The 22,742-nt window shown below is 65.3% G+C and carries 19 protein-coding genes, 2 tRNA genes and 1 riboswitch; of the genes, 6 read left to right on the top strand and 15 right to left on the bottom strand.

The annotated features are described in order from the left end of the window. Nucleotides 1-5 precede the first annotated feature (5 nt). The 3 genes from ACFWB0_RS05620 to ACFWB0_RS05610 all read right to left on the bottom strand — a co-directional run bounded on the left by ACFWB0_RS05620 (nucleotide 6) and on the right by ACFWB0_RS05610 (nucleotide 1,035). Nucleotides 6-78: transfer RNA gene (locus tag ACFWB0_RS05620), tRNA-Arg, on the bottom strand. A gap of 42 nt (nucleotides 79-120) precedes the next feature. Further along, nucleotides 121-212 (bottom strand) — tRNA-Ser (locus ACFWB0_RS05615). Nucleotides 213-288: 76 nt separating this feature from the next. Beyond that, a complete protein-coding gene (locus tag ACFWB0_RS05610; RefSeq protein WP_378489445.1) occupies nucleotides 289-1,035 on the bottom strand; it encodes a dienelactone hydrolase family protein in 747 nt (248 codons plus the stop codon). 26 nt (nucleotides 1,036-1,061) lie between these two features. On the opposite strand from ACFWB0_RS05610, the gene hisC reads away from it, so the two are divergent. Together hisC and ACFWB0_RS05600 are read left to right on the top strand one after the other, a co-directional pair. Further along, the gene (gene hisC, locus ACFWB0_RS05605) at nucleotides 1,062-2,141 is read left to right on the top strand and encodes a histidinol-phosphate transaminase (RefSeq protein ID WP_378489444.1); all 1,080 of its coding nucleotides are present in this window, start codon (nucleotides 1,062-1,064) and stop codon (nucleotides 2,139-2,141) included. 99 nt (nucleotides 2,142-2,240) lie between these two features. After that, nucleotides 2,241-3,926 (top strand): bifunctional metallophosphatase/5'-nucleotidase, encoded by a 1,686-nt coding sequence (locus tag ACFWB0_RS05600; protein WP_378489443.1) that lies wholly within the window; start codon nucleotides 2,241-2,243, stop codon nucleotides 3,924-3,926. Between the two features lie 19 nt (nucleotides 3,927-3,945). Here the strand turns inward: ACFWB0_RS05600 and ACFWB0_RS05595 are convergent, their stop codons facing one another. The 3 genes from ACFWB0_RS05595 to ACFWB0_RS05585 form a co-directional block, all read right to left on the bottom strand. Continuing rightward, nucleotides 3,946-4,917: an alpha/beta hydrolase gene (locus ACFWB0_RS05595; protein ID WP_378489442.1), complete on the bottom strand. Its 972-nt coding sequence runs from the start codon at nucleotides 4,915-4,917 to the stop codon at nucleotides 3,946-3,948. Between the two features lie 146 nt (nucleotides 4,918-5,063). Further along, entirely contained in the window at nucleotides 5,064-5,735 is a 672-nt protein-coding gene (locus ACFWB0_RS05590; protein ID WP_378489441.1) for a response regulator, read from the bottom strand. Continuing rightward, nucleotides 5,720-7,054 carry a sensor histidine kinase gene (locus tag ACFWB0_RS05585; RefSeq protein ID WP_378489440.1) on the bottom strand — a complete coding sequence of 445 codons (1,335 nt, stop codon included), beginning with the start codon at nucleotides 7,052-7,054 and terminating at the stop codon, nucleotides 5,720-5,722. The genes ACFWB0_RS05590 and ACFWB0_RS05585 overlap by 16 nt, the downstream gene beginning before the upstream one ends. 133 nt (nucleotides 7,055-7,187) lie before the next feature. Between ACFWB0_RS05585 and ACFWB0_RS05580 the strand changes: the two genes are divergently transcribed. The 3 genes from ACFWB0_RS05580 to ACFWB0_RS05570 are packed head-to-tail and all read left to right on the top strand — an operon-like array spanning nucleotide 7,188 to nucleotide 10,241. After that, complete coding sequence (locus ACFWB0_RS05580) at nucleotides 7,188-8,075, top strand: ABC transporter ATP-binding protein (RefSeq protein ID WP_378489439.1); 888 nt, start codon at nucleotides 7,188-7,190, stop codon at nucleotides 8,073-8,075. Beyond that, nucleotides 8,072-9,610, top strand: coding sequence for a hypothetical protein (locus ACFWB0_RS05575; protein WP_378489438.1), 1,539 nt, complete (start codon nucleotides 8,072-8,074; stop codon nucleotides 9,608-9,610). The genes ACFWB0_RS05580 and ACFWB0_RS05575 overlap by 4 nt, the downstream gene beginning before the upstream one ends. Further along, the gene (locus tag ACFWB0_RS05570) at nucleotides 9,597-10,241 is read left to right on the top strand and encodes a hypothetical protein (protein WP_378489437.1); all 645 of its coding nucleotides are present in this window, start codon (nucleotides 9,597-9,599) and stop codon (nucleotides 10,239-10,241) included. The genes ACFWB0_RS05575 and ACFWB0_RS05570 overlap by 14 nt, the downstream gene beginning before the upstream one ends. Here ACFWB0_RS05570 and ACFWB0_RS05565 read toward each other — a convergent pair whose 3' ends face one another. The 8 genes from ACFWB0_RS05565 to ACFWB0_RS05530 are packed head-to-tail and all read right to left on the bottom strand — an operon-like array spanning nucleotide 10,242 to nucleotide 19,720. Continuing rightward, nucleotides 10,242-11,384 carry an LLM class flavin-dependent oxidoreductase gene (locus tag ACFWB0_RS05565; RefSeq protein ID WP_378489436.1) on the bottom strand — a complete coding sequence of 381 codons (1,143 nt, stop codon included), beginning with the start codon at nucleotides 11,382-11,384 and terminating at the stop codon, nucleotides 10,242-10,244. Next, entirely contained in the window at nucleotides 11,381-12,151 is a 771-nt protein-coding gene (locus tag ACFWB0_RS05560; RefSeq protein ID WP_378489435.1) for a DUF1684 domain-containing protein, read from the bottom strand. The genes ACFWB0_RS05565 and ACFWB0_RS05560 overlap by 4 nt, the downstream gene beginning before the upstream one ends. Then, nucleotides 12,148-13,524, bottom strand: a complete 1,377-nt coding sequence (locus tag ACFWB0_RS05555) for an NtaA/DmoA family FMN-dependent monooxygenase (RefSeq protein ID WP_378489434.1) — start codon at nucleotides 13,522-13,524, stop codon at nucleotides 12,148-12,150. The genes ACFWB0_RS05560 and ACFWB0_RS05555 overlap by 4 nt, the downstream gene beginning before the upstream one ends. Nucleotides 13,525-13,531: 7 nt before the next feature. After that, a complete protein-coding gene (locus ACFWB0_RS05550) occupies nucleotides 13,532-14,641 on the bottom strand; it encodes an LLM class flavin-dependent oxidoreductase (protein ID WP_378489433.1) in 1,110 nt (369 codons plus the stop codon). Beyond that, on the bottom strand, nucleotides 14,631-16,238 hold the full coding sequence (locus ACFWB0_RS05545) for a dipeptide ABC transporter ATP-binding protein (protein ID WP_378489432.1): 1,608 nt from the start codon (nucleotides 16,236-16,238) through the stop codon (nucleotides 14,631-14,633). Before ACFWB0_RS05545 ends, ACFWB0_RS05550 begins: the two co-directional genes overlap by 11 nt. Then, the gene (locus ACFWB0_RS05540) at nucleotides 16,235-17,131 is read right to left on the bottom strand and encodes an ABC transporter permease (protein WP_378489431.1); all 897 of its coding nucleotides are present in this window, start codon (nucleotides 17,129-17,131) and stop codon (nucleotides 16,235-16,237) included. The genes ACFWB0_RS05545 and ACFWB0_RS05540 overlap by 4 nt, the downstream gene beginning before the upstream one ends. Then, a complete protein-coding gene (locus ACFWB0_RS05535) occupies nucleotides 17,124-18,149 on the bottom strand; it encodes an ABC transporter permease (protein WP_378489430.1) in 1,026 nt (341 codons plus the stop codon). Before ACFWB0_RS05535 ends, ACFWB0_RS05540 begins: the two co-directional genes overlap by 8 nt. A 2-nt stretch (nucleotides 18,150-18,151) precedes the next feature. Further along, the gene (locus tag ACFWB0_RS05530; RefSeq protein ID WP_378489461.1) at nucleotides 18,152-19,720 is read right to left on the bottom strand and encodes an ABC transporter substrate-binding protein; all 1,569 of its coding nucleotides are present in this window, start codon (nucleotides 19,718-19,720) and stop codon (nucleotides 18,152-18,154) included. A 277-nt stretch (nucleotides 19,721-19,997) separates the two neighbouring features. Further along, a riboswitch (SAM riboswitch) is annotated at nucleotides 19,998-20,092 on the bottom strand. Nucleotides 20,093-20,229: 137 nt separating this feature from the next. Here ACFWB0_RS05530 and ACFWB0_RS05525 point away from each other — a divergent pair. Next, the gene (locus ACFWB0_RS05525) at nucleotides 20,230-21,345 is read left to right on the top strand and encodes an NADH:flavin oxidoreductase/NADH oxidase (protein ID WP_378489429.1); all 1,116 of its coding nucleotides are present in this window, start codon (nucleotides 20,230-20,232) and stop codon (nucleotides 21,343-21,345) included. 35 nt (nucleotides 21,346-21,380) lie between these two features. Here ACFWB0_RS05525 and ACFWB0_RS05520 read toward each other — a convergent pair whose 3' ends face one another. Further along, nucleotides 21,381-22,736, bottom strand: coding sequence for an NtaA/DmoA family FMN-dependent monooxygenase (locus ACFWB0_RS05520; RefSeq protein ID WP_378489428.1), 1,356 nt, complete (start codon nucleotides 22,734-22,736; stop codon nucleotides 21,381-21,383). Nucleotides 22,737-22,742: the final 6 nt, after the last annotated feature.

Below are 22,742 nucleotides of genomic sequence, written 5' to 3'. Positions count from 1 at the left end.
CTGTGTGCGCCCGAAGGGATTCGAACCCCTAACCTTCTGATCCGTAGTCAGATGCTCTATCCGTTGAGCTACGGGCGCATATGTATTCAGTTTTCTGTCGACGGTGACGCTACACCATCGTGGCGGAGGCGAGAGGATTTGAACCTCCGGTCCCCTGTAAGGGGGACAACTCATTAGCAGTGAGTCCCATTCGGCCGCTCTGGCACGCCTCCTTGCGGGGTTTCGATTCTCTCGAACCGCCGGGGCAAAACATTACACAACCCCGCCACAGAAAAGCAAAACACCTGGTCAACGCAGGTTACTGTCGAACCAATCGAAGATTCTTCGCCTCGCGTCGACGATCGCAGCCTCCCGCGGGTCTTCATCCGGGTCGACGGCCGAGTGCGTCGCCGGCGGTTCGTCGGGACGATGTTCGAGGCCGTCGTAGGTCACGACGAGGGTCGGTGCATCCGACTTGGCCGCGGAGTCGCTCAGTTGCTCGATGTCCTGCCGGGGAGTGGTCGGGTCGTCGATGCCGTACAGACCCAACCACGGCGCGCGCAGCGACCGCACCAGATCGACGAGCGGCGGGACGACGGGCCGCAGCGACTCGATGATGCCCGGCGCCGCGACACTGACAACCGCGCCGACCGGACGCGTGGTCCCGACCCACATCGCCGCGGTACCTGCCTCGTCGAAGCCGATGAGGCCGACCACGTCCATTCCGATGCCTGCGTTCTCGATCCACGCGAACGTGGCGTCGGCGTTCACGCGGGCCGCCTCTGCGAACAGGGCTGCCTCATCCGATCCCGGACCCCGACTGTGGAGGTCGGGCGCCACGATCAACCAGCGTTCGTCGGCCAACGCCTGCATGAACTCGAGGAGCGTGGGCGAGAACACGCGTGCGCGGTGCAGCAGGACGATGCACCCGCGGGGACTGACATCCGGACGGACCACGGTAAGCGGCAGCTCACCCGCACCCCCCACCAACGGCGCAGCAACCTTGCTGATTTCCGGCATGGTCTCCACCATGGCACGACCATCGGAGTCGCGCATGCAAACTTCGGGAGCATAATCGGTTGGTGACTCCGCGTACTCGCCCCGACCTTGCATCGATCCCCGCCTACGTTCCCGGACGCACTGTTCCGAACGCGGTCAAACTCGCCAGCAACGAGACGACGCTCGGTCCCCTCCCCAGCGTTCGCGACGCGATCCTCGAGGCAGCAGCGACCGTCAACCGGTATCCCGACAACGGCTCCGCTTCGCTGATCGCCGCGCTGGCGGCACGTCTCGATGTGCCTGCCGACCGCATCGCTGCGGGATGCGGATCGGTCAGTCTGTGCCAGGAACTCGTGCAGATCACCTGCAATGCGGGCGACGAGGTCATCTATTCGTGGCGGTCGTTCGAGGCGTATCCCGTGGTCTGTGCGGTTGCGGGCGCCACGGCGGTGCCTGTGCCGAACACCGCCGATCACGGCCACGACCTGAAGGCCATGGTCGCCGCGATCACCGACCGCACCCGACTGATCTTCGTGTGCAATCCGAACAACCCGACGGGCTCGTGCCTCAGCAAGGACGAGCTCGAACAGTTCCTCGACGCCGTCCCGGAAAACATCGTCGTCGCCCTCGACGAGGCGTATTTCGAGTACATGCGCAACGTCCCCGGAGAAGAACTGCCGGACGGAATGGTGCTCGCCGCCGGTCGCAGCAACGTCGTGGTGCTCCGGACCTTCTCGAAGGCCTACGGCCTCGCAGGTCTGCGGGTCGGTTATGCCGTCGCCGACCCGGACATCATCGTCGCGATGAGCAAGGTGCACACGACGTTCTCGGTGAACGCGCTCGCGCAGAAAGCCGCCATCGCGTCACTCGAGGCCGCAGGTGAACTGCTCGCACGCACCGACGGTGTCGTCGCCGAACGTGAACGTGTGCGTGGCGCACTGATGGAAGCCGGCTACCCGGTGCCGCAGAGCGAAGCGAACTTCCTGTGGCTTCCCCTGGGCGACACATCGGCAGATTTCACGGCCGCCGCCGCCGAGGCCGGTGTGATCCTGCGCAACTTCACGAGGGAAGGAACCCGCGTCTCGATCGGCGATCCACACGAGAACGACCTGTTCCTGGCCTATGCGACCGGTGCCGGCCGGGAGATCGCGGGCGTCGCATGAACGCCGCGAGACTCAACCGTTATCGCCGGGTATCGGGCACGTTATCCGGTGCTGTCAGACTCGACCGGTTGAGCTGACCGGACGAATACGGGGGAACGGATGGGTGGATACGCGGCACTGCGTCGTGCCCTGTCCGCCATCGCGACGGTCGCCGTGGTTGCCGCTACCGGCATCGGACAGGCCGGAGCGCTACCTCCCGACACGGTCCCGCTACGTCTGATCACTTTCGGTGACCTCCACGGCAACCTACTGCCACCACAAGAGCCGCGCAGCGAGGTGGTCCGCTCCGACGGCCAGTCCGTTCCTGCAGGCGGCGCCGCTTATCTCGCGGCGTACGTCGAGCAACTCCGCGGACAGGCCGACGACTCGCTGCTGTATGCAGTGGGTGACTCGTGGGGATCGTCGCCGATCGAATCGGCGATGTTCCATGACGAACCGACCATCGAGTTCCTCGGCGATCTCGATGTGACGGCCGCAGCGCTCGGCAACCACGAGTTCGACAACGGACTCGAGGAGTTGCAACGCCTGCGCGACGGCGGATGTCACCCCGAGCACGGTTGTCGATTCACCGAGTCTTTCGAAGGTGCGAAATTCCCCTTCCTCGGGGCCAACGTCACGACCACCGACGGCGCACCCGCCGCACTGCCCTTCGACATCAGCTATGTCGACGGGATTCCCGTCGGCGCGATCGGGGTCCTGCCCCACAACACCCCCGAATACATTCGCAGCGACGCGATCGAGGATCTCCACTTCGGCGACGAAATCGAGGCGGCGAACCGCACTGCCGACGCCCTCGACGCGCTCGGGGTCCGCTCCATCATCCTGCTGTACAAGGGTGACATCGCCGCCGGAAACGGAACCGATCCGTGCAGTCTCGACAGCGGTCGCGCCAAAGAGGTCACCACCACCGTCTCCCCGCTCGTGGACCTCGTCATCACGTCCGACGGCGACGGGCAGTTCAACTGCAGCTACCCCGACCCGGCCGGAAGACAACGCACGGTCCTGCAGGGTGCCTCGCACGGCCGGATCCTCTCCGTCGCCGATATCACCATCGACCGGGCCACCCGCGACGTCGTGCGCGACCGAACGGTCGCGTTCAACCAGGTGATCACCCACGACATCACACCGGATCCGCACACCGAGAAATTCGTCGCCCAGCTCGCCGACCGGTCGTCCCACACCGCCGCCCAAGTGGTCGGACGCATCGCCGCCGACATCACCCGCATCCCCGCTGCCAGCGGCGAATCTGCGCTCGGAAACCTCGTAGCCGACGCCCAGCTCGCCGCGACCGAGCCCCTCGGAGCACAGGTCGCCTTGACCAATCCCGGTGGGCTCCGCGGCGACTTGCACTTCGACGAGGGCGGTGCCGTCACCTACGGTGAGGCCTACGGGGTGCAGCCGTTCGGCAATCTTCTCCAGATACTCGAACTGACAGGTGCACAGCTCCACGCGGCGCTCGAACAGCAGTTCCAGACGGATATCTCCGGAGCAGATCTCGAACGGATCCTCGCACCGTCGCACAACCTGAACTACACCCTCGACCGGCTCGCACCCGTCGGGCATCGGATCCGCGACATCACCCTCTCAGGTGCACCACTCGATCCCGAAACCACCTATTCCGTCGCCGTCAACGACTATCTCGCCGGCGGCAGCGACGGATTCACCGTGTTCACCGAAGCGCGATCACGCGTCGGAGCCGGCGAGGAACTCGCTGCCCTGACCACGTTCCTGTCGCGCCCGACGCCGACCCGGCCGCCGGCAACCGACCGCATACGCGTGCACTGAGATCAGTCCGCTCCGATGGTCAGAGCCCGAGCGCATCTTCCAACGTGGGCCATGCCGTCTTGATGTCGTCCTGCCAGTACCCCCACGAGTGTGTCCCCCACGGGCGATACACGACGGTCGCAGGAATATGCAGATCGCGGAGTCTGCGATCGAACGTGAGGGTGCAGACGAAGGCACCCATCTCGAGGGGGACGCCCGTCGACATCGGTTCGTCGACCGACGCGAAATCATGGGGCCCCAGCAGACCATTGCCGGTACTGATGAAGACTTCCTTGCCGCGCAGCTGATCGGCATGCACGTACGGGTCGTGCGCAGCCCAGTCAGGATCGTCCGGCGGACCCCACATGTTGTCGGGGTTGCCTCCCTTGTAGACGACCGTGGCACGGACCGAGTTGCGGGTCGAGTCCTGTTGCGTGTCGAGGCAACCGCTCAACGCGGCGACGCCCTCGTACAGCTCCGGGTTGCGGGTTATCAACATCATCGCTGCGGTCGCGCCCATCGACAGCCCGGCAACCGCATTGGTCCCGTTGCCGTTGAACCGCGCGTCGATGATCGGCGGGAGTTCCTCGGTGAGGAACGTTTCCCACTGGTTGACTCCGAGAATCGGGTCCGGATGCTGCCAGTCCGTGTAGTAGCTGGCGGTTCCGCCCACGGGAAGCACCACGTTCACGTTCTTGTCCGCAACAAAGTCGACGATGTCGGTCTCCTGCGTCCATGTGCTTTCGCGGTACTCGGATTCGGCACCCGCGCTGACGCCGTCGAGGAGGTACAGCGTCGGGCGCGGTCCGTCCCACGCGGGGTGCAACACCTGAACCTGGATGACTTTGCCCATCGAAGGCGAGAAGACGAACAGCGCCGTGCGAGTGTCGGTGATGCTCTCGACACGATCGATCACCGCAGTCTGCGGCGATGGTTGCGCATGTCCGACCGCAGGGCCGGACAGTGGTAGCAGCAACGCCGCGGCAAATGCAGCGATGGTCCTCTTGTGCATACAGCTCCTCGTCCCCCCGACGACCGGAGTTCGATCTCAACCCGTCCGGCACGCCCGGGTCAAGTCAACTGGAAGCGACCCTAGTAGTAGGCGCCGCGCACTGTGCGAATTCTTTCCATTTCGGATGATTCGGGCGTCGAAAATGCTCAGCAGGGCTCATCCCGACGCAGGTACGCGAGCACCGCCAGTACGCGACGATTCGTGTCGTCGGTCGGGGGCAGCACCAATTTGCTGAAGATGTTGCCGACGTGCTTACCGACGGCCGATTCCGTGATGAACAGCTGAGCGGCGATCGCAGCGTTCGAATGCCCTTCTGCAATCGAGGCGAGCACCTCGCGTTCACGCGGCGACAACTGCGCCAACGGATCCCGCCGACGACGGAACAATTGCTGCACGACCATGGGATCGATCACAGTGCCACCGGCCACCACCTGACGCAGCGTGGAGACGAATTCCTCGACATCGACGACGCGGTCCTTCAACAGATAACCCACCCGCCCCACGTCTGCCCCCAGAAGTTCGTCGGCGTAGCTCAATTCGACGTACTGACTCAGCGCGACCACGGCGAGTCCTGGGTAGCTGCGCCGCAATTCCACTGCCGCACGCAACCCTTCGTCGGTGAACCCTGGCGGCATCCGCACATCGGTCACGACCAACTCCGGACGGTGCTCGGCGACAGCCGATTCCAGTGCAACTGCATCAGGAACCGAGGCCACGACGTCGAAGCCGAATCGTTCGAGCATCGCGGCGAGGCTTTCGCGCAGCAGCGCACCGTCGTCTGCAAGGACCACGCGGACGGCGCTCAATTCTCGATCCACGGCAACTCCACACGGACGACGGTGGGCCCGCCGAGCGGGCTGGACAAGAGCATTCTGCCGTCGATCACGGCGACCCGGTCGGCCAGGCCGGTCAGACCGCTCCCCTGCTCCGGATCCGCACCGCCGCAGCCATCGTCCACGACCTCGACGACCAGCAGATCCCCCTCGCGTCGGGCGGTCACGTCGACTGCCGTCGCACCCGCGTGTTTGGCGATGTTGTTGAGCGCTTCGACCACCACGAAATAGGCTGCGACCTCGACGTCCGGAGACGGGCGCTGTGGAATATCCGCAGTGACTGTGACCGGCACCGCGAAGTCCTCTGTCAACTCACGTAGGGCATCGGGTAGGCCGCGGTCGGTGAGCACCCTGGGGTGGATTCCCCGGATGAGTTGCCGCAGTTCCGCCATCAAATCCTTGGCCTGGTCATGTGCCTGCGACACACTTTTCGCGGCGGCGGAATCCGGGGGGAGGTCGAGCTTGGCCATGCCCAACTGCAGAGTGAGATTGACGAGCAACGACTGCGCGCCGTCGTGCAGATCGCGCTCGATTCGGCGGCGTTCCGCCTCGAACGCATCGACCAGTCGGGCTCGGGACCGTGAGACCTCGACCAGCCGAGCGTGAATCGTGTCCGCATCGTCGCCGCACAACAACGATCGGGCGAGCGCACCGTGTAAGCCCGCGAGCAGGGCAAGGACATACGGGATCGTCGGCAGCAGAAGCACACCGACGATCGCGTAAGGGACCGCCTGATCGACAGAGGTGATCTGGCTGAAGCCGAGTGCCACTGCCTCGTCGCCGTCGCCCACCACCAGAGGGCCGACCACCATCACCACGATGAGCCCGACGAGCACCACGCCCAGGAACAGCAACCCTGGGACCAGGGTGAGCAGCAGCAATGTATAGCCGAGTTCCCTCCACGTCGCAGCCTCGGTGTAGCGGGTGTGCACCCACGGCCACAGACCCGCAGTGGGAGGACGGCGGTGAGCCGAGAGCGCCCGGTCGCTGCTCACCAGACGCAGCCGCGTTCGCTCCAGAGTCGCCAGCGGTATCGCCACCAGCGGCCCGAGCCCGAACACCAGCACCGCGCCGAGGACACCGAGGAACAGCACTCTGCCGAGCGGTTGTGGATACATGCCGTCGCCTGCCCACACGACCAGGACGAGCCACGGAACGCACAAGGCTGCGAACGGGAGCGCCACCGCTCCCACGATCGGGACGGTGGTCAGCAAGTATCCCAGCGACCGCCACACCCATCCCGTCAGAAGGAAGCGCCGCCGTGTGATGGCGGTGAGCACCGTGGTCGGTTCATCGGAGGACACCCGAGTGAGCTTATCGACGCGGCCGTGGTCCGAGGATGAGGCGAGGTGCAGCCGAAAGGTGGTGCTGGCACCACCTTCGATTCGCCGCGTGGACCCCGTGACCGCACCGCCTGCCGAATGGTCGGCTGTAGTCATGCAACTGGAGCTGAGCAATGTCACCAAGACCTATCGAGGCAAACAGGCCGTCACCGACGTCAGCATGCGGATCGGGCCCGGAGTCCTCGGCCTCCTCGGCCCCAACGGAGCCGGCAAGTCATCATTGATGCGGATCCTCTCCACGATCACCCGACCGACCGCAGGCACGGTCACGTGGAACGGTACCGACATCGTCGCTCGACCGGAGCCCCTTCGGCGCGTCCTCGGCTACCTCCCACAGGATCTCGGGGTCTATCCGAATCTCACCGCCGGCGAGTTCCTGCGATATCTCGCCGCCGTCAAAGGCCTGAGCACGCGGTCGGCCCGGGCGCGGGTCGACGAACTGCTCGAACTCGTCAACCTGACCGACACGGGCTCGCGGCCGGTGGGCAAGTTCTCCGGTGGCATGCGCCAACGCGTCGGGATCGCACAGGCGCTTCTGGGCGACCCCGAGCTTCTCGTCGTCGACGAACCCACGGTCGGGCTGGACCCCGAGGAACGCATGCGGTTCCGCAACCTGCTCGGGGATCTGGCGACCGACCGGATCGTCATCCTGTCGACCCACATCGTGTCGGACATCGAAGCGATCGCCGACGACATCGCGATCCTCACCGCCGGGGAGTTGCGTCGGCGCGGCACGCCCGAAAATCTCCTTCGTTCCGCGGACGGTCTGGTGTGGGAAGCGACCGTGCCCATCGATGCCGTGTCCGATATCCGGCAACGAGCGACGATCACCCGCACAGTCCGAACATCACACGGCGTGCGTGTCCGTGCGGTCGCGCAGACGCCCCCGGTTCCGGGGGCTCGCCCTGTCGAACCCGACCTCGAAGACGCGTACGTCAGTGCGGTCCATACTCCGATCACACCTGCCGGGGTGACCCGATGACGAGCGTCGTTGCTGCCGTCGCGATGGCAGATTTCCGGGATCGTTCTCGGCGTCCCGCGTTCTTGGTGACGGTGCTCGGCGCCGTCGCGCTCGGGTATGTTGCAGTCCCGCCCGCCTCCGCGACGTACGCGATGGTCAAGGTCGGATCGTTCCGGGGAGTGTACGACAGCGCGTACATCGGCATGATGCTCGCAATGATCGGTAGTCTGTGGCTGCCGCTGTTCGGATTCTACGTCGTCCGCAGCAGCATCGCGCGCGACATCTCCACCGGCGTAGGCGAAACGCTTTCCGCATCCCCGCTGCGTACGTCGATGTATCTGCTGGGCAAGTACCTCAGCAACCTGCTGGTGCTGGCAGCAATGGCTGCCGCACTCGCCCTGATCGCACCCGTGATGCAGCTTCTCCGCGGGGAATCCACGAGCCTCGACATGACGGCGCTCTGGCTTCCGCTCGTGCTGTTCTGTCTTCCGGTCCTGACCGTGGCCGCGGCGGCCGCCGTTGTGTTCGAGACGATCCCACTCTTGCGCGGTGGTTCGGGAAATATCCTGTGGTTCTTCGTATATCCGTCGATGTTCCTTGCCGGACTTCCGCTGATCTACGGCACGACCACCGCGGGGTTCCAGGCCGACCTGGCGGCACAGCACCCTGGTATGGACGACGAGATCTCGATCGGGCTCACCGAAGAACCCAGTGCGCTCGGCCAGTTCACCTGGTCCGGAATGGACATCGACGCGACTCTCATCGCCGCGAGCGCAGGATTGATCGTGGCCTCGATGCTCGTCGCCGTCCTACCTACCTTTTGGTTCGATCGGTTCGATCCGTCACGGCACCAACACCTTCCCTCGAATTCGTCTGTCGGATCTGCAGTCGAGCCTCCCGTTGCACCGGCGTTCTCACAGGGTCCGCGAACACTGTCCCCGGCCGAGCGTGGACACGCGTTCCTGGGGTTGCTGATCGGCGAGGTACGCATTCACCTCGGAAGCGTGTCGCGGTGGTGGTGGCTCACGCTTGCGATCGTGACGGTCGCAGCCCTCGCGGTTCCCGCTGACCGCGTCGGCACCGCACTACTCTTCGCGTGGTTGCTGCCGCTGTTGCTGTGGTCGCGTCTCGGCACGCTCACCTACGAACAGGGCGTCGACCCCCTTGTGGAGTGCGGTGTCTCGCCGCGCATCCGTCTCATCGCCGAGTGGGGCGCGGGGGTGCTCATTGCGGCCGTCGCCGGTGTGGGCCCGCTGGTGAAGATGCTCCTTGCACTGGACTCGACCGGCGTAGCCGCGTGGGTTGCGGGTGCCGCGTTGATCCCTGCCCTTGCGCTGTTGATCGGGTCGATCGGACGGGGCGCACGTGTATTCCAGGCGGTCTACCTGGTGATCTGGTACGCCGTTCTCAACGGGGTCGCGTCCGTCGACGTCATGGGCGTGCTCCGCACCGACGGGTCGCTCAGCGGCCCGTCTCCCCTGTTCTCCCTCGGCATCAGCGCTGTGTTGATCGCCGCCTCCCTACTCGTACTGGAGATTCGTCATGCCCGTCGTTGAAAACCTACCTAGGAAATCCCTTCTCTCTGCCGGTGTTGCGGCACTGACACTCTCGACTCTCGTACTCACCGGATGCACCGCCGGTTCCACGAGCCAGGAACAGCGGAGCGACAACTACAGCGGCGCGATCACCTCCGTCACACTCGATCTCGATGATGCGGGTGCGAAACAACTCGGTGTCACCACCGCGTCGCTGAGCGCACAGGTGATCGGCTCCGACCGCGGCGACATCGAGATCCGACGCACCTTGGAGTTCACCGACGGCGACAAGCCCGAGGAGAGCATCGACACCGACGCGACCGGCCTGACGATCAGCGCGCGGTGCCCCGACAGGTTCGCCGTGGGCAGCCCCACCTGCGTCGCCCGATACGAGATCTTCGTACCTTACGGCACTGTGGTCCAAGGAAATTCGAAGTTCGGAGATCTGACGGTGACCGACACCCGTGCCGCAGTCGACCTGAACTCCCGCTACGGTGACGTCGCGTTGGTCGTGGGTCCGGGCAGTTACGCGGTCGACGCCGTGTCCGCAACGGGGGCGAGCACCGTCGAGGTGCCGCAGGATCCTGCCGGGATTCCTGCGCGGCTGCGATCCGGGGACGGGTCGGTCTCTGCGACGACCTCGATCGGATAGCTACTGCGGCGTGACGATCCCCCACTCGTGTGCCAGCAGCTCGTACGAACGGATCCGATCGTCGTGCTCGTGTGTCACCGAGGTGATCACCAGTTCGTCGGCGCCGGTCACTCGTCGCAACGTCTCGAGGCGTTCCGCGACGGCGCTCGGGGACCCGACGAACTGGGTGATCAACCGATCGTCGACGAGCTCGCGTTCGCGGTCGGTCAGAGGTGGCGACGTCTTCGGATCGGGATACGGAATTGCACCGTGTCCGGACCGGATGCTGTGCGTCCAACGACCGTAGGTCGATGCGAGTTCCCGTGCGGTCGCATCGTCTTCGGCCACCACCGCATCCGCGGACACGACGACGTACGGCTCCGCCAGGATCCGAGACGGACGGAACGCCGCACGGTAGGCATCGACGGCCTCGACCGTCGTACCTGGGCTGACATGGTAGTTCGCGCCGAACGGCAGTCCGAATCTTCCTGCCAGATCCGCGGATGGCCCAGCGCTCGAACCGAACACCCACAATTCCACATCGGCGTCCTCACCGGGGCTCGCGTGAAGGGCCGTTCCGTCCGCGGATTTGTAGTTGCCGTCGAGGAGGGCGCGGATGTCTTCGACCTGGTGCGCGAAGTTCGGGGCGTCGGCACCCGGTTGCTGCAGCACCGCCAGGCTCGACGCCAGCCGCGACGACGTGAGCAGCTTCGCTGTCGGGAACGGAGCGGGGATGACGAGACCGTCCCGGATCTCGATGGCTCGTGGCGCCGGCTCGTCTCCCTGCGAGTCGGCGGCTTTCAGCGCTTCGGCCCGCCTCTGCCCCGATCGTCCCAGACCGAGGTCGATCCTCCCCGGGTACAGCGCGTCGAGAGTGCCGAACGCTTCGACGACGGCGATCGCGGTGTTGTGACCGAGCTGCACCGCCGCAGCACCGACCCGAATCGTGTCGGTGGCGGCGGCGATCGCTCCGATCAGCAAAGCGGGCGACGACGACGCGACAGCGACGAAATGATGCTCCGCGACCCAGTAGCGCTTGTACCCGAAGTGTTCGGCATGCCGTGCAATGTCCAGGGTGTTGTGCAGCGCCGCAGGCGCGTTCGACCCCTCGCTGATCGGTGACAGATCGAGAACCGACAGCGGAGTCGGATCCGACGGACTCATGCGCCCGAGTCCCTTCCGTGGGGAGTGCGCTCGCCGGCTTCCACAGCGAACGGCAGGCGATTCTCCGACGGTGCGATCGGGCAGGTCGCGGCATCGGTGAACGCGCACGGAAGGTTCGAGGCACGGTTTAAATCGAGGGTGACCACCCCGCGCTCGACCGCGCCGACCTGCAGGATTCGTGCGGCGGAATACGTCGTGACACCACTCGTGGCATCCGTGAACAGGATGCGCAGCGATGCCTCCGAATCGCCGAACGCAACGAGTTCGTATTCGTCGTCGTCGTGCACGAAGCGGATCAGACCGAGCGCACGGTGGTGGTGTTCGAGTCCGTCCACCACGGCGCCCGTGGTGACGGTGCGCGGCGGGTCGAACGGCGTGAACTGCCCGGGGATCACCCATGCGGGGTCGGGTTCGTATGTCGGAATCTCCGTGAAGGCCGTGAGTGCCTGCGCAGTCCGGTCGTGGATCCGAAGCGCGAAACGTCCTGTTCGCTGGATGATCTCGATATGTCCGCGATCGAACTCCACGTCGACCCCGGGCGCTCCCTCGACCGGATGGTATTCGGTGCTCTCACCGCCGAGTTCCCGAACCGCTGCGTCACCGTCGACCCGCCAGAGACCGGGAACGTCTCCGTATTCGGCGGCGGTGTCGTCGAGCCAGTACAGCGCGGTCAGGCTCAGCCAGCCGAGCGGCTGCCGCAACGACTCGTCGCGCTCGGAGTTCCACTGCTGCCACTCCGCGATGAACCGATCGAGTGTGGTGGTCATGATGCGCGGACTCCTTCGATCGTGCTGTGCGGGTGACGCAGCCCGAGATGGCTGCGCAGGGTTGTACCCTCGTATTCGGTGCGGAAGCTGCCGCGTTCCTGCAGCAGCGGCACCACCTTGTCGACGAACTCGTCGAGACCACCGGGGGTCAGGTGGGGAACCAGGATGAAGCCGTCGCTGGCGTCGGTCTGCACGTACTCGTCGATCTCGGCGGCAACGTCCGCGGGAGTACCGATGAACTGCTGCCTGGCGGTGACCTCGATGATCAGTTCACGAATGCTCAGGTTCTCTGCCACCGCTTTCGCGCGCCACTCCTTCGCGACAGCAAGTGGATCCTTCGCGTGCCGGACCCGCCCGCGAGTGATGTTCACATTGTCCTCGGGTTCGATGTCCGGTAGCGGACCGTCGGGGTCGTACGTAGACAGATCCTTGCCCCACACCTGTTCGAGGAACGCGATCGCCGTCCGAGGACCGACCTGCTGCAGGCGGATACGCCGTGCGTTCTCGTGGGCTTCCTCGCGAGTGTCGCCGAGCACGAACGTGGCGGCGGGAAGGATCTTCAGGTCGTTGTAGGTGCGTCCGTATTTCGCGAGTCGGCTCTTCACGTCGGTGTAGAAGGCACGCCCTTCCTTGAGGGTGCCGTGCCTGCTGAAGATGGCGTCCGCCTTCGCGGCTCCGAATTCCCGGCCCTCGTCCGAGTCGCCGGCCTGGAGTAACACAGGGTGCCCTTGCGGGCTCCGCGGCACTTCGAAGCGGCCGTCGATGTCGAACTGGGTGGTGTGGATATCGAACGGCGCAATGTCGGTGTCTGTGGCGAAGGTTCCCTTCTGTCGGTCGATTGCCGGTGCTCCCGCACGCCAGCTGTCCCAGAGTTGCCGGACGACGTCGACGACCTCCTCGGCCCGCACGTACCGCTGCGAATGCTCGAGGAATCCCCCGCGCCGGAAGTTCTCACCGGTGAACGCGTCCGACGAGGTCACCAGGTTCCAGGCTGCCCGGCCGTCGGAGAGGTGGTCGAGCGTCGCGAACTGTTTGGCCAGTTCGTACGGTTCGTTGAATGTGGTGTTGATCGTGCCGGCCAGCCCGAGGTGGGTGGTGGCTCCGGCGAGAGCCTCGAGCACAGTGAGGGTGTCGGGACGACCGACGACGTCGAGATCATGTATACGGCCGCGGTGTTCACGCAGACGCAATCCCTCGGCCAGGAAGAAGAAGTCGAACTTGCCGCGCTCCGCCGTCTCGGCGAGGTGCACGAACGACGAGAAATCGACCTGACTCCTGGATTCGGGGTCGGCCCAGACGGTGGTGTTGTTGACCCCCGGGAAATGGGCGGCCAGATGGATCTGCTTGCGGATTTCGTTTCCGGACAAGGTCATCGTTCCTTCAGTTCGACGTGACATAGCGGTTGGCGGGCAGGCCCAGGCCCAGGCGCTCGCGCAGCGTTCCCCGCGTCGGCGCCGCGGTGGGGCGAAGGGCGGGCAGTACATCGTCGACCAGCCGGTGCACGGTCGATGCGAGCGCAAGGGGCCGGAGGGTCACGCCGTCGACACCCTGCAGGCTCTCGATCAGTTCGCGAAGCCCGTCCGGGCCGCCACGGTAGAACACCGTGTCCGGCGTGTATGTCTGGCCGGTCCAACCGTCGAGCGTTGCGAGAGCCGCCACTGCGGCGTCCTCGTCGGCGGCGAGGAGAACATCCACATCGAGCAATACCCGGATCGGACGACTACCTGCCGCATCGCGAAGACGTACGGCCAGCGCGGCGGCTTCCTCAGCGCTCTTCACGCGGATGCGTACGAGATCTGCTCGCGCCACGGCGAATTCGAAGGACTCCTCGCCGTCGACGGTCGCGGCGACGAGCGGTTGCCCCTGCGGCGACCGCGGGGTGATGGACGGGCCCTTGACGGAGAAGTACTCGCCTGTGAAGTCGATGTAGTGCAGCTTGTCGCGGTCGATGAAGCGGCCGGTCGCCACGTCGCGGATCTCGGCGTCGTCCTCCCAGCTGTCCCACAGCCGAGCCGTGACCTCGGCGGCTTCGTGCGCCTCCGCCCACAGCGAGGCGGTGTCCTGCTGCGTCTCCTTGCGACCGAACAACCGTGTGGCCTCCGAATTCTCGGTGACCGCGACCTCCCACCCTGCGCGCCCCGCGGTGGTGTGATTGATCGTCTGGATCGCCTTGGCAAGATGGAACGGTTCGGTATGAGTGACGGTCGCGGTGGGAACCAGACCGATCCGCGAGGTGGCGGCACTCAGCCGTGCCGCGATGCCGACCGCTTCGAGGCGGCCACGTACTTCGCTTCCTGTCGACGCCACGCCGAAGTCGTCCGGAAGGAAAGCGAGATCGACGCCTGCACGATCGGCACTTCCGACGAGGTCGACCCAGTAGCGGGCGACGAAGAGGTCTTCGGCACGGGAGTCGTCGCGGCGCCAGGAACTCGGATGAGCACCGGTGCCCGCGAACTCGATGGCCAACAAGAACTGTGAACTATCGGACATGCCGAACCTTCCCGGGGATAGCATCGAGCAGCACTCGGGTGTACTCGTGCTGTGGGTTGTCGAAAATATCTGTGGTGGTGCCGAATTCCACGACCTCACCGGATCGCATCACCGCGACGGTGTCGCTGATCTGCCGAACCACTGCCAGGTCGTGCGAGATGAACAGGTAACTGAGCCCGAGCTCGTTCTGCAGGTCGGTGAGCAGGTCGAGGATCTGCGCTTGGACGGACACATCGAGCGCCGAAACAGGCTCGTCGAGCACCAGCAGCTCCGGGTGCAGTGCGATGGCACGCGCGATCGCCACTCGCTGCCGTTGCCCACCGGGCAGTTCTGCCGGTGTGCGATCGAGGTGCGCAGTCGACAGGGCGACCTGGTCGAGGAGTTCGGCGACGCGCATCGCCCGCTCGGCTTTCGAGCCGATGCCGAACGCGCCGAGCGGTTCGGCGACGATGTCGCGGATCTTCAGCTTCGGCTTGAGCGAGGCGTACGGATTCTGGTGCACGATCTGGACCCGCCTGCGCAATGCCCGCAAGTTCCGTCCCCGAAGCCCTGTGATGTCGTTGCCGTCGAACCGGATCCGGCCCGAGGTGGGGGTCTCGAGCCGGATCGCTATGCGCGCGACGGTGGACTTGCCCGACCCCGACTCGCCGACCAGCGACAATGTACGTCCACGCGGAACCTCGAAGGAGACGCTCCGCACCGCGTCGAGCGAAGTCCGTCGATCGATCCGGAAGGTCTTCGACACATCGGTCACGGTGAGCAGCGGTTCAGCCGGCACGCGGTCGGGCCGTACGGTATCCGTGAGGCTCGGGGCCGCTGCGAGCAGCGCTCGCGTGTACTCGTGTCGCGGGTTGTCGAGCACGTCCAGTGCGGGTCCGGACTCCACCACCTGACCGCTCTGCATGACGACGATGCGATCGGCGCGGTCGGCCGCCACACCCAGATCGTGGGTGATGAGCAGCACTGCGGTGCCGGTCTCGGCAATGCGTGCTTCGAGGTGATCGAGGATGCGTCGCTGCACGGTGACGTCGAGTGCGCTCGTCGGTTCGTCGGCGATGACCAGGTCGGGGCCGCAGGCCAGGGCAATCCCGATGAGTACCCGCTGACGCTGCCCCCCGGACAGGGCTTGGGGGTACTGCTTCGCTCGCAATTCCGGGTTGTCGAGTCCGGCCTCCTCGAGGATGCGCAGCGCCTCGAGTTTCGCGGTCCGGCGGTCCGCGAGCCCGTGGATACGCAATGTCTCCGCAATCTGGTCGCCGATCCGGATCACCGGGTTGAGCGAAGTCGTCGGATCCTGCGGGACCAAGCCGATTCTCGCACCTCGTACCTTCTCGAAGGCGCGTTCCGGCAGTGTGTCGAGGCGCTGCCCGTCGAACGTGACGGTGCCGCCCACCACGCGTCCACTACCGGAGAGCAGACCGATGATGGCGTGCGCGGTCGTCGACTTACCCGAACCGGATTCTCCGACCACAGCGACCACTTCGCCGCGGGCGACCGTGAATCCGACACCGTCGACTGCCACGACCGGGTCGTCGTCGCTGCCATAGGCGACGCGCAGATCGTCGACTTCGAGAAGCGGTGCGGTAAGTGTGCTCATCGGCCACTCCGATCGTCGACGGCATGACCGATGCGGTGTGCAGCCAGAACGACGGCGACGATGACGAGACCGGGCAAGGTCGTCATCCACCACGCGGTGGCCAGATAGTTGCGACCCTCGGAGATCAGGAAACCCCATTCGGGGGTGGGTGGAACTGCACCGAACCCGAGGAAACTCAGGGACGACACGGCCAGGACCGCCATTCCGAATTCCACCGCTGCCAGCGCGATCACCGGAGCGTACGCGTTGCGCAGCACATGGCGGATCAGCACGGTATGCCAGCGGACACCGGAGGCGAAAGCTGCTTCGACATACAAGGCGTGACGCACCCGCAGGACCTCCGAACGCATGACGCGGGCGAAGTTCGCGACAAGCCCGATACCCACGGCGATCGCAACATTGAGAGTGCCGAAGCCGAGAGCCGTGACCAAGGCGAGCGAAAGCAGCAAAGCGGGGATGGACAGCAGCACATCGACGATCCGCATGAGAACCGCATCGACGAGGCCGCCGGCTGCACCGGAGAGCAGGCCGATGAGCGAGCCGATCACGATGGCGATGCCCACTGCAACCAGTGTCGCGGTCAACGACAGTGCCGCGCCGTGCACGACTCGGGTGTAGACGTCTCGGCCGATGTTGTCGGTGCCGAACCAATGCGCGAGACTCGGTCCCTGCAGTTTGTCGGCGGGCACGCCCTGCAGGGGGTCGCCGGACGCGAAGAACGACGGGAACACTGCGAACCCGATGGCGATCAGCAGCACGGCGGCGGAGATCACCACGACCCAGTTGCGCCGCACGGTTCTCACCGCGCTGCGGAGGGCGGATGGTTTCGCGGGTGTCGCTACCCGGACCGGGGAACCGGCTCGAACCGGCTCTCGAATCAATGTGTCAGACATGGGCACTCACTTTCGGATCCTTGTCGATCGCCGGGTCCGTTTCTGCCCCACCACGTACCGATTCGCCACGCTCCGAGGCACCGCGTCTTCCATCGACGATCCGCGGATCGATCAGAGGGTAGAACAGGTCCACAACGAGGTTGACGATCACGAACACGACCGAACCGAACACCACGATGCCCAGTACCACCGGAATGTCCTGGGCCATCACGGACATCTGCGTCAGGCGCCCGAGACCCGCACGGGAGAAGACCGTCTCCACGACAACCGATCCTGCGATCAGATTGCCGACGATCACGCCGGCGATCGTGAAGGCCGGGATGCTGGACAGCCGCAGAGCGTGTCGCGTCTGGACGCGCCACCTCGATGCCCCCTTCGCTCTGGCAGCCTCGATGTACGGCTGACGCGCCGTGGTCTGCAGGCTCACCGCAAGCACCTGCGCGATGACTGCACCGGTCGGCAGCGCAAGTGTGATCGCGGGAAGTAACAGATGCTCGATGCCACCTTCACCGAACGCCGGGAACAGCTTTACACGGAACGAGAACAATTGGAGCAGAACGAGTCCCATCCAGAATGTGGGCACAGCTACACCCAATGGAGGCAGCGAGAACAAGACGTTCCGCAACCAGCCGATACGCGTGTAGGTGGCGAAGAAGGCGACCACAGTACCGAATGTCACCGCCAACACCAGCGCGAACGACGCGAGGGCGAGGGTGCTCGGCAACGCGTCGGCGATCGCCTCCGTCACCGGCCTGCCGGTGGAGATGGAGATACCGAAATCACCCCGGACTGCATTGCTCAGAGCATTCCAGTACTGAACCCACACCGGCTGATCCAGGCCGTAACGCGCCTGCAGCTGCTCGATTGCGGCAGCGTCGACCGGTGTTCCGTTGTCGGAGCCGGCCATCACACTCACCGGGTCGGACGGTAGAAGGAACAGCACGCCGAACGAAACGGTGAATGCAGCCCACAGCACGCCGACGGCCTGGAGGAAGCGGGAAGCGAGGTAGCCGAACATGATTACTCGCTGAGCCAGGTGTCGAAGAACTGCAGGCGTGCCGACGCTTCGAACTTCAGATCTTGCACCTTCGGTCCGGCACCGATCGCCTGCGACAACTCGACCGTCGGAATGAACAGGGCGTTGTCGATCACGAGCTGCTGAGCCTCCTCGATGTAGCCGTTACGGGTCGCCGGATCGGTCGCGGTGAGCTGTACTGCGAGGACGTCGTCGAGTTCCGGGATCGGACCACGCTGGTTGAGGTTCCGGCCCTCGGTACCGAACGCTGTGCGCAGGATGTCGCCATCGGCGCGTGTGCTGTTGTAGTACGTCGTGTCGTAGTCTCCGGTGTTCTGTCGGGCGGTGGTCTCTGGCGTCGACACCAGATCGAGTTGCAGGTCTACACCCACCTCCCGCAGTTGCTGCTGGACGAGTTCGAGAATCGCCTGGTTCCCGGCGAACACCGAGCTGAACAGCACCGAGAAACTCAACCTCTCCCCGTCCTTGACGCGGATACCGTCTTCGCCCGGAATCCATCCGGCGTCGTCGAGGATCCTCGCCGCCGCATCGGGGTCGTAGGTGACCGCGTCCACCGCGAGGTACCCGGGTGTCACCGAGGCGAGGGCGCTTGTCGCGGGCTCGAAGTCGGGGCCGAGAACCGTGTCGACGAGTTCGGTGCGGTTGATCGCAGGGATCAGTGCGCTACGGACGGCGGGATCGGAGAGCACGCCGCTGCTCACATTGGGCTGGAAACCGAACGGGAGACCGGGATTCGGCGTGGTGAGAATGCGGCCACCGACACCTTCGATCTGCGGGGCATCCTGAGGAAGAGCATCGGAGACCGCGTCGAGCTGACCGGACGCAAGAGAACCTGTGCGAACACCGGACTCGGGAACGATGGTGAATTCGATCCGGTCGAGGTAGGCCTCACCGTCGTGCGCGAAGACCTCCGATCCCCAGGCATATCCGGCGCGCTTGACGAGCGTTGCCGACCGGTCCTGCTGGTAGTCCTCATACGTGAACGGTCCCGTGCCGGACAACTCGCCTGCACACCGTTCCTCAGCGCTCTTCGCGACGTCCTCGGCAGAGAGGAACCCGAGTTGATGAGTCGAGGTGGCCTGGAGGAACGGCGCGTTGGGCGCCGAGAAATCGACCCTGGCCGTGTGCTCGTCGATCACGGTGGTGCCGGTGTAACCGGCGAGGTACCCGGTGGCCTGCGGAGCCTTGACCCCGCCGAGAGTATTCACGATGGAATCGAAGTTGCCCCGCACCGATTCAGCGGTGAAAGAGGTTCCGTCGCTGAAGGTCACCCCCTTCTTCAAGTGGAAGGTGAATTGTGTGGAGTCCTCGTTGACGTCCCAACTCTCGGCGAGCCACGGCGTGATCTGCCCGGTCTCGGGGTCTTGATCTGTGAGTGAGTCGACGACCTGACGAGCGGCGTAGATGGTCTGGTTGCTGCCGGCCTGCGCGGGATCGGCGCACGTGGGAGCCTGCGACAGGCCGTACCTGAGCGTGCCCCCTGCCTGCGGGGTACCACCACCCTGCGTGACGGCCGACTCTGATCCGCACGCGGACAACCCGACGACCAGCATCGCAGCGACACCCACTACCGGAATCACACGACGGGATGCATGAATGAACGAGAAGGACACCTGAACTCCGTGGTCTCTACATGACAGCGGTCTCTACATGACAGCGGTCTCTACATGACAGCGATCTCTACATGACAGCGGCAGCATCGAACCGGAGCGATGCCGACGGATGAGGGTTGGACGGGTCGACCGTCAACAGATGTCGGCACTGTGCCGGCACAGGTCGACGTGCAGGCACGACCACGTCACCACGACATCTTCGTGCGTCATGAACAGTCCTCCATCGTTCCCGGCGGTAGCACCCTCACCTGCGGATGCAGGGGGTTGCTGCGACGTCGTCGAGCCAGGTCTCTCGGTCGCTCTGGATGGTCGTTGTCGATGCTAGACATTCCCGATCCCCGGATGAACCGTTCCCCTCACGGTGATCGAAAGTCTTATGAGGCTGCAGCAGTAGCCACTATCGTCACCGAATCCGCGACTGCGCACCCGACCCCCCGCGAGGCCGATTCATGACCGTTCGAACCGAATCCACACTCGACACCGCCACATCGGCCCAAATCCTGTTCGAGCCCCTGGCACTGCGCGAGGTGACCTTCGGTAACCGCATCTGGCTGTCCCCGATGTGCCAGTACTCCGCGGTCGACGGGGTGCCCGGCGACTGGCACCTCACCCACCTCGGTGCCCGCGCGGCCGGAGGGTTCGGTGCGGTGGTCGCCGAGGCCACCGCCGTCACACCGGGCGGGCGGATCAGTCCGCAGGACACCGGGCTGTGGAACGACGAACAGACTCGCGCATGGTCTCGCATCGTCGACTTCGTTCACGAGCGCGGCACCCACGCCGGCATCCAGCTCACTCACGCGGGACGCAAAGCGTCGATCCACCGCCCCTGGGACACCGAGCAGGGCAGTATCCCTCCGTCCGAGGGCGGTTGGCCCGGCGTCGGCCCCGACTCGTCGGCGTTTCCGGGACTCACGGGGCCGCACGAACTGACGTCCGGTGAGATCGGTGACATCGTCGACGCATTCGGCGACTCCGCCTGCCGGGCCGACCGCGCAGGATTCGATCTGCTCGAACTCCAGGCCGCGCACGGCTTCCTCATCCACTCGTTCCTGTCGCCCTTGGGCAACACCCGCACCGACTCCTACGGCGGTTCCTTCGAGGGCCGGACCCGCCTGCTCGTCGAGATCGTCGACGCCGTGCGGGCCCACTGGCCGCAGCACAAGCCTCTGTCGGTCCGGTTCTCGGCGACAGATTGGCTCGACGGCGGTCTCACGCCGGACGACATCGTCGCCACCGCCGAACTCATCGCCCCGCGCGGCGTCGACCTGATCGACGTGTCCAGCGGTGGCCTGCTTCCCGCAGCGATCCCTCTCGAACCCGGTTATCAGGTCCCGCTGGCACGCGAGGTTCGCCGCGGCACCGATCTCGCGGTCGGTGCGGTCGGGCTGATCGACGACACCCGGCACGCCGCGCAGATCCTGCAGGACGGTAGTGCCGACGTGATCTTCCTCGGTCGCGCGGCACTCCGGGATCCGAACTGGCCGCTGCGTGCCGCGAAGGACCTGGGCCTCGAAACCCGCGCGCGACTGTGGCAGCCCCAGAGCGTGCGTGGCGATTGGTCCTGATCTGGTGGACTTCGGTGGCCGGAAGGGAAGGTGACCTATACCGCGAGTGTTCGATCTCGGACCTCGCGCCGCGCGACGTTCGGAGACAGTCCGAGGTTCTCGCGCAGGGTGGCGCCCGCATACTCGCTCGGATAGACGCCGCGGTCCTGTAGTTCCGGGATGAGCCGGTCGACGATCTCGTCGAGTCCGTCGGGGAAAGCCGTGGGTGTCAGGTTGAGTCCGTCGATCGCCCCGGCCCTGACGTATTCGGTGAGCCGGTCGGCCACACTCGCCGGTGTTCCGATGAAGCCCGCGCTGGGAGCGAGATGCCGAACGAGTTCGCGCACCGTGAACCCGCGTTCGCGGGAGAGTTCACGCCACCTCTGCGCAATCGCCTGTGGTCGGTCGCGGCTGTTCATCACGCCGTGGCTACGACTCTGTTTGACGATTGTCGGTGGCTCGTCCGGAAGTGGTCCGTCGAGGTCCAGGTCGGACAGGTCGCGGCCCCAGATCTTCTCGATCACTGCGCGTGTGCGCCGGTCCGTCCACACCCGGTCGCGGAACCACTCGTGCCGGTCTCGTGCGTCGGCGTCCGTGTCGCCGAGAACGATGGAGGTGCCGGGGAAGATCCTCAGGTCGTCGGCGGGTCGACCCGCAGCGACAAGTCTCCTGCCGAGATCGCGCGAGAATTCGAGGGCAGCATCGAACTCCAGGTACCTGGAGAAGATCCCCTCGGCGTACCGGGCGGCGAAGTCGCGGCCTTGCTCGGATTCACCCGCCTGGAAGAAGACGGGTTGCCCCTGCGGACTCCGTGGCCATTCGGGACGTGCCGTGATCCGGTAGTAGGTGTCTGCCCACTCGACCGGGTCGAGTGGGGCGACCGGTGCCGATTCCGGCCACGCGTCCCACAACGCCTGCACGACGTCGACGTGTTCGGCGGCGTGGGTGTAGCGGTCGGTGTGCGGAAGGTAGCCACCCTTGCGGAAATTCGCTCCGGTCCAGGCACTGTCGGTGGTGACGATGTTCCACCCCGCGCGTCCGCCGGAGAGATTGTCGACGGTGGCGATACGGCGAGCGAGATCGTAGGGTTCGAAATACGTGGTGTTCAAGGTCGCCACCAGTCCGATGCGTTCGGTGCGTGCCGCAAGATGCGCGAACAGCACCAATGCGTCTGGGCGACCCGTGATTGCGTCGGTGTTCAGCGTGCCGAGGTGTTCCCGCAGTCGCAGACTCTCTCCGTAGAACACCGCGCTGAACAGTCCGTGTTCCGCGCTGCGGACAAGTGCGGTGAGGGCGTCGAAATCGTAGTAGATGTCGGTGCGAGGCTGCTGCGACCACACGTAATCGGGCGCGAAGGGGAAGAACAGGTTGAAATGCAGGCGATGTCCGCGCTGCTGATGTCCGCTGGTCATACTGCT

Origin of the sequence: Rhodococcus sp. NPDC060086 (assembly GCF_042730275.1) — a bacterium.
In the GTDB taxonomy this organism is placed as follows: Bacteria; Actinomycetota; Actinomycetes; order Mycobacteriales; family Mycobacteriaceae; genus Rhodococcus.
This window is presented reverse-complemented; position numbering and strand designations above follow the sequence as displayed.

Coding starts and splice junctions, on each gene's coding strand:
- ACFWB0_RS05610 (WP_378489445.1), bottom strand. CDS start 1,035: ATGCGCGACTCCGATGGTCGTGCCATGGTGGAGACCATGCCGGAAATC.
- ACFWB0_RS05600 (WP_378489443.1), top strand. CDS start 2,241: ATGGGTGGATACGCGGCACTGCGTCGTGCCCTGTCCGCCATCGCGACG.
- ACFWB0_RS05595 (WP_378489442.1), bottom strand. CDS start 4,917: ATGCACAAGAGGACCATCGCTGCATTTGCCGCGGCGTTGCTGCTACCA.
- ACFWB0_RS05580 (WP_378489439.1), top strand. CDS start 7,188: ATGCAACTGGAGCTGAGCAATGTCACCAAGACCTATCGAGGCAAACAG.
- ACFWB0_RS05575 (WP_378489438.1), top strand. CDS start 8,072: ATGACGAGCGTCGTTGCTGCCGTCGCGATGGCAGATTTCCGGGATCGT.
- ACFWB0_RS05570 (WP_378489437.1), top strand. CDS start 9,597: ATGCCCGTCGTTGAAAACCTACCTAGGAAATCCCTTCTCTCTGCCGGT.
- ACFWB0_RS05565 (WP_378489436.1), bottom strand. CDS start 11,384: ATGAGTCCGTCGGATCCGACTCCGCTGTCGGTTCTCGATCTGTCACCG.
- ACFWB0_RS05560 (WP_378489435.1), bottom strand. CDS start 12,151: ATGACCACCACACTCGATCGGTTCATCGCGGAGTGGCAGCAGTGGAAC.
- ACFWB0_RS05555 (WP_378489434.1), bottom strand. CDS start 13,524: ATGACCTTGTCCGGAAACGAAATCCGCAAGCAGATCCATCTGGCCGCC.
- ACFWB0_RS05550 (WP_378489433.1), bottom strand. CDS start 14,641: ATGTCCGATAGTTCACAGTTCTTGTTGGCCATCGAGTTCGCGGGCACC.
- ACFWB0_RS05545 (WP_378489432.1), bottom strand. CDS start 16,238: ATGAGCACACTTACCGCACCGCTTCTCGAAGTCGACGATCTGCGCGTC.
- ACFWB0_RS05540 (WP_378489431.1), bottom strand. CDS start 17,131: ATGTCTGACACATTGATTCGAGAGCCGGTTCGAGCCGGTTCCCCGGTC.
- ACFWB0_RS05535 (WP_378489430.1), bottom strand. CDS start 18,149: ATGTTCGGCTACCTCGCTTCCCGCTTCCTCCAGGCCGTCGGCGTGCTG.
- ACFWB0_RS05530 (WP_378489461.1), bottom strand. CDS start 19,720: ATGCTGGTCGTCGGGTTGTCCGCGTGCGGATCAGAGTCGGCCGTCACG.
- ACFWB0_RS05525 (WP_378489429.1), top strand. CDS start 20,230: ATGACCGTTCGAACCGAATCCACACTCGACACCGCCACATCGGCCCAA.
- ACFWB0_RS05520 (WP_378489428.1), bottom strand. CDS start 22,736: ATGACCAGCGGACATCAGCAGCGCGGACATCGCCTGCATTTCAACCTG.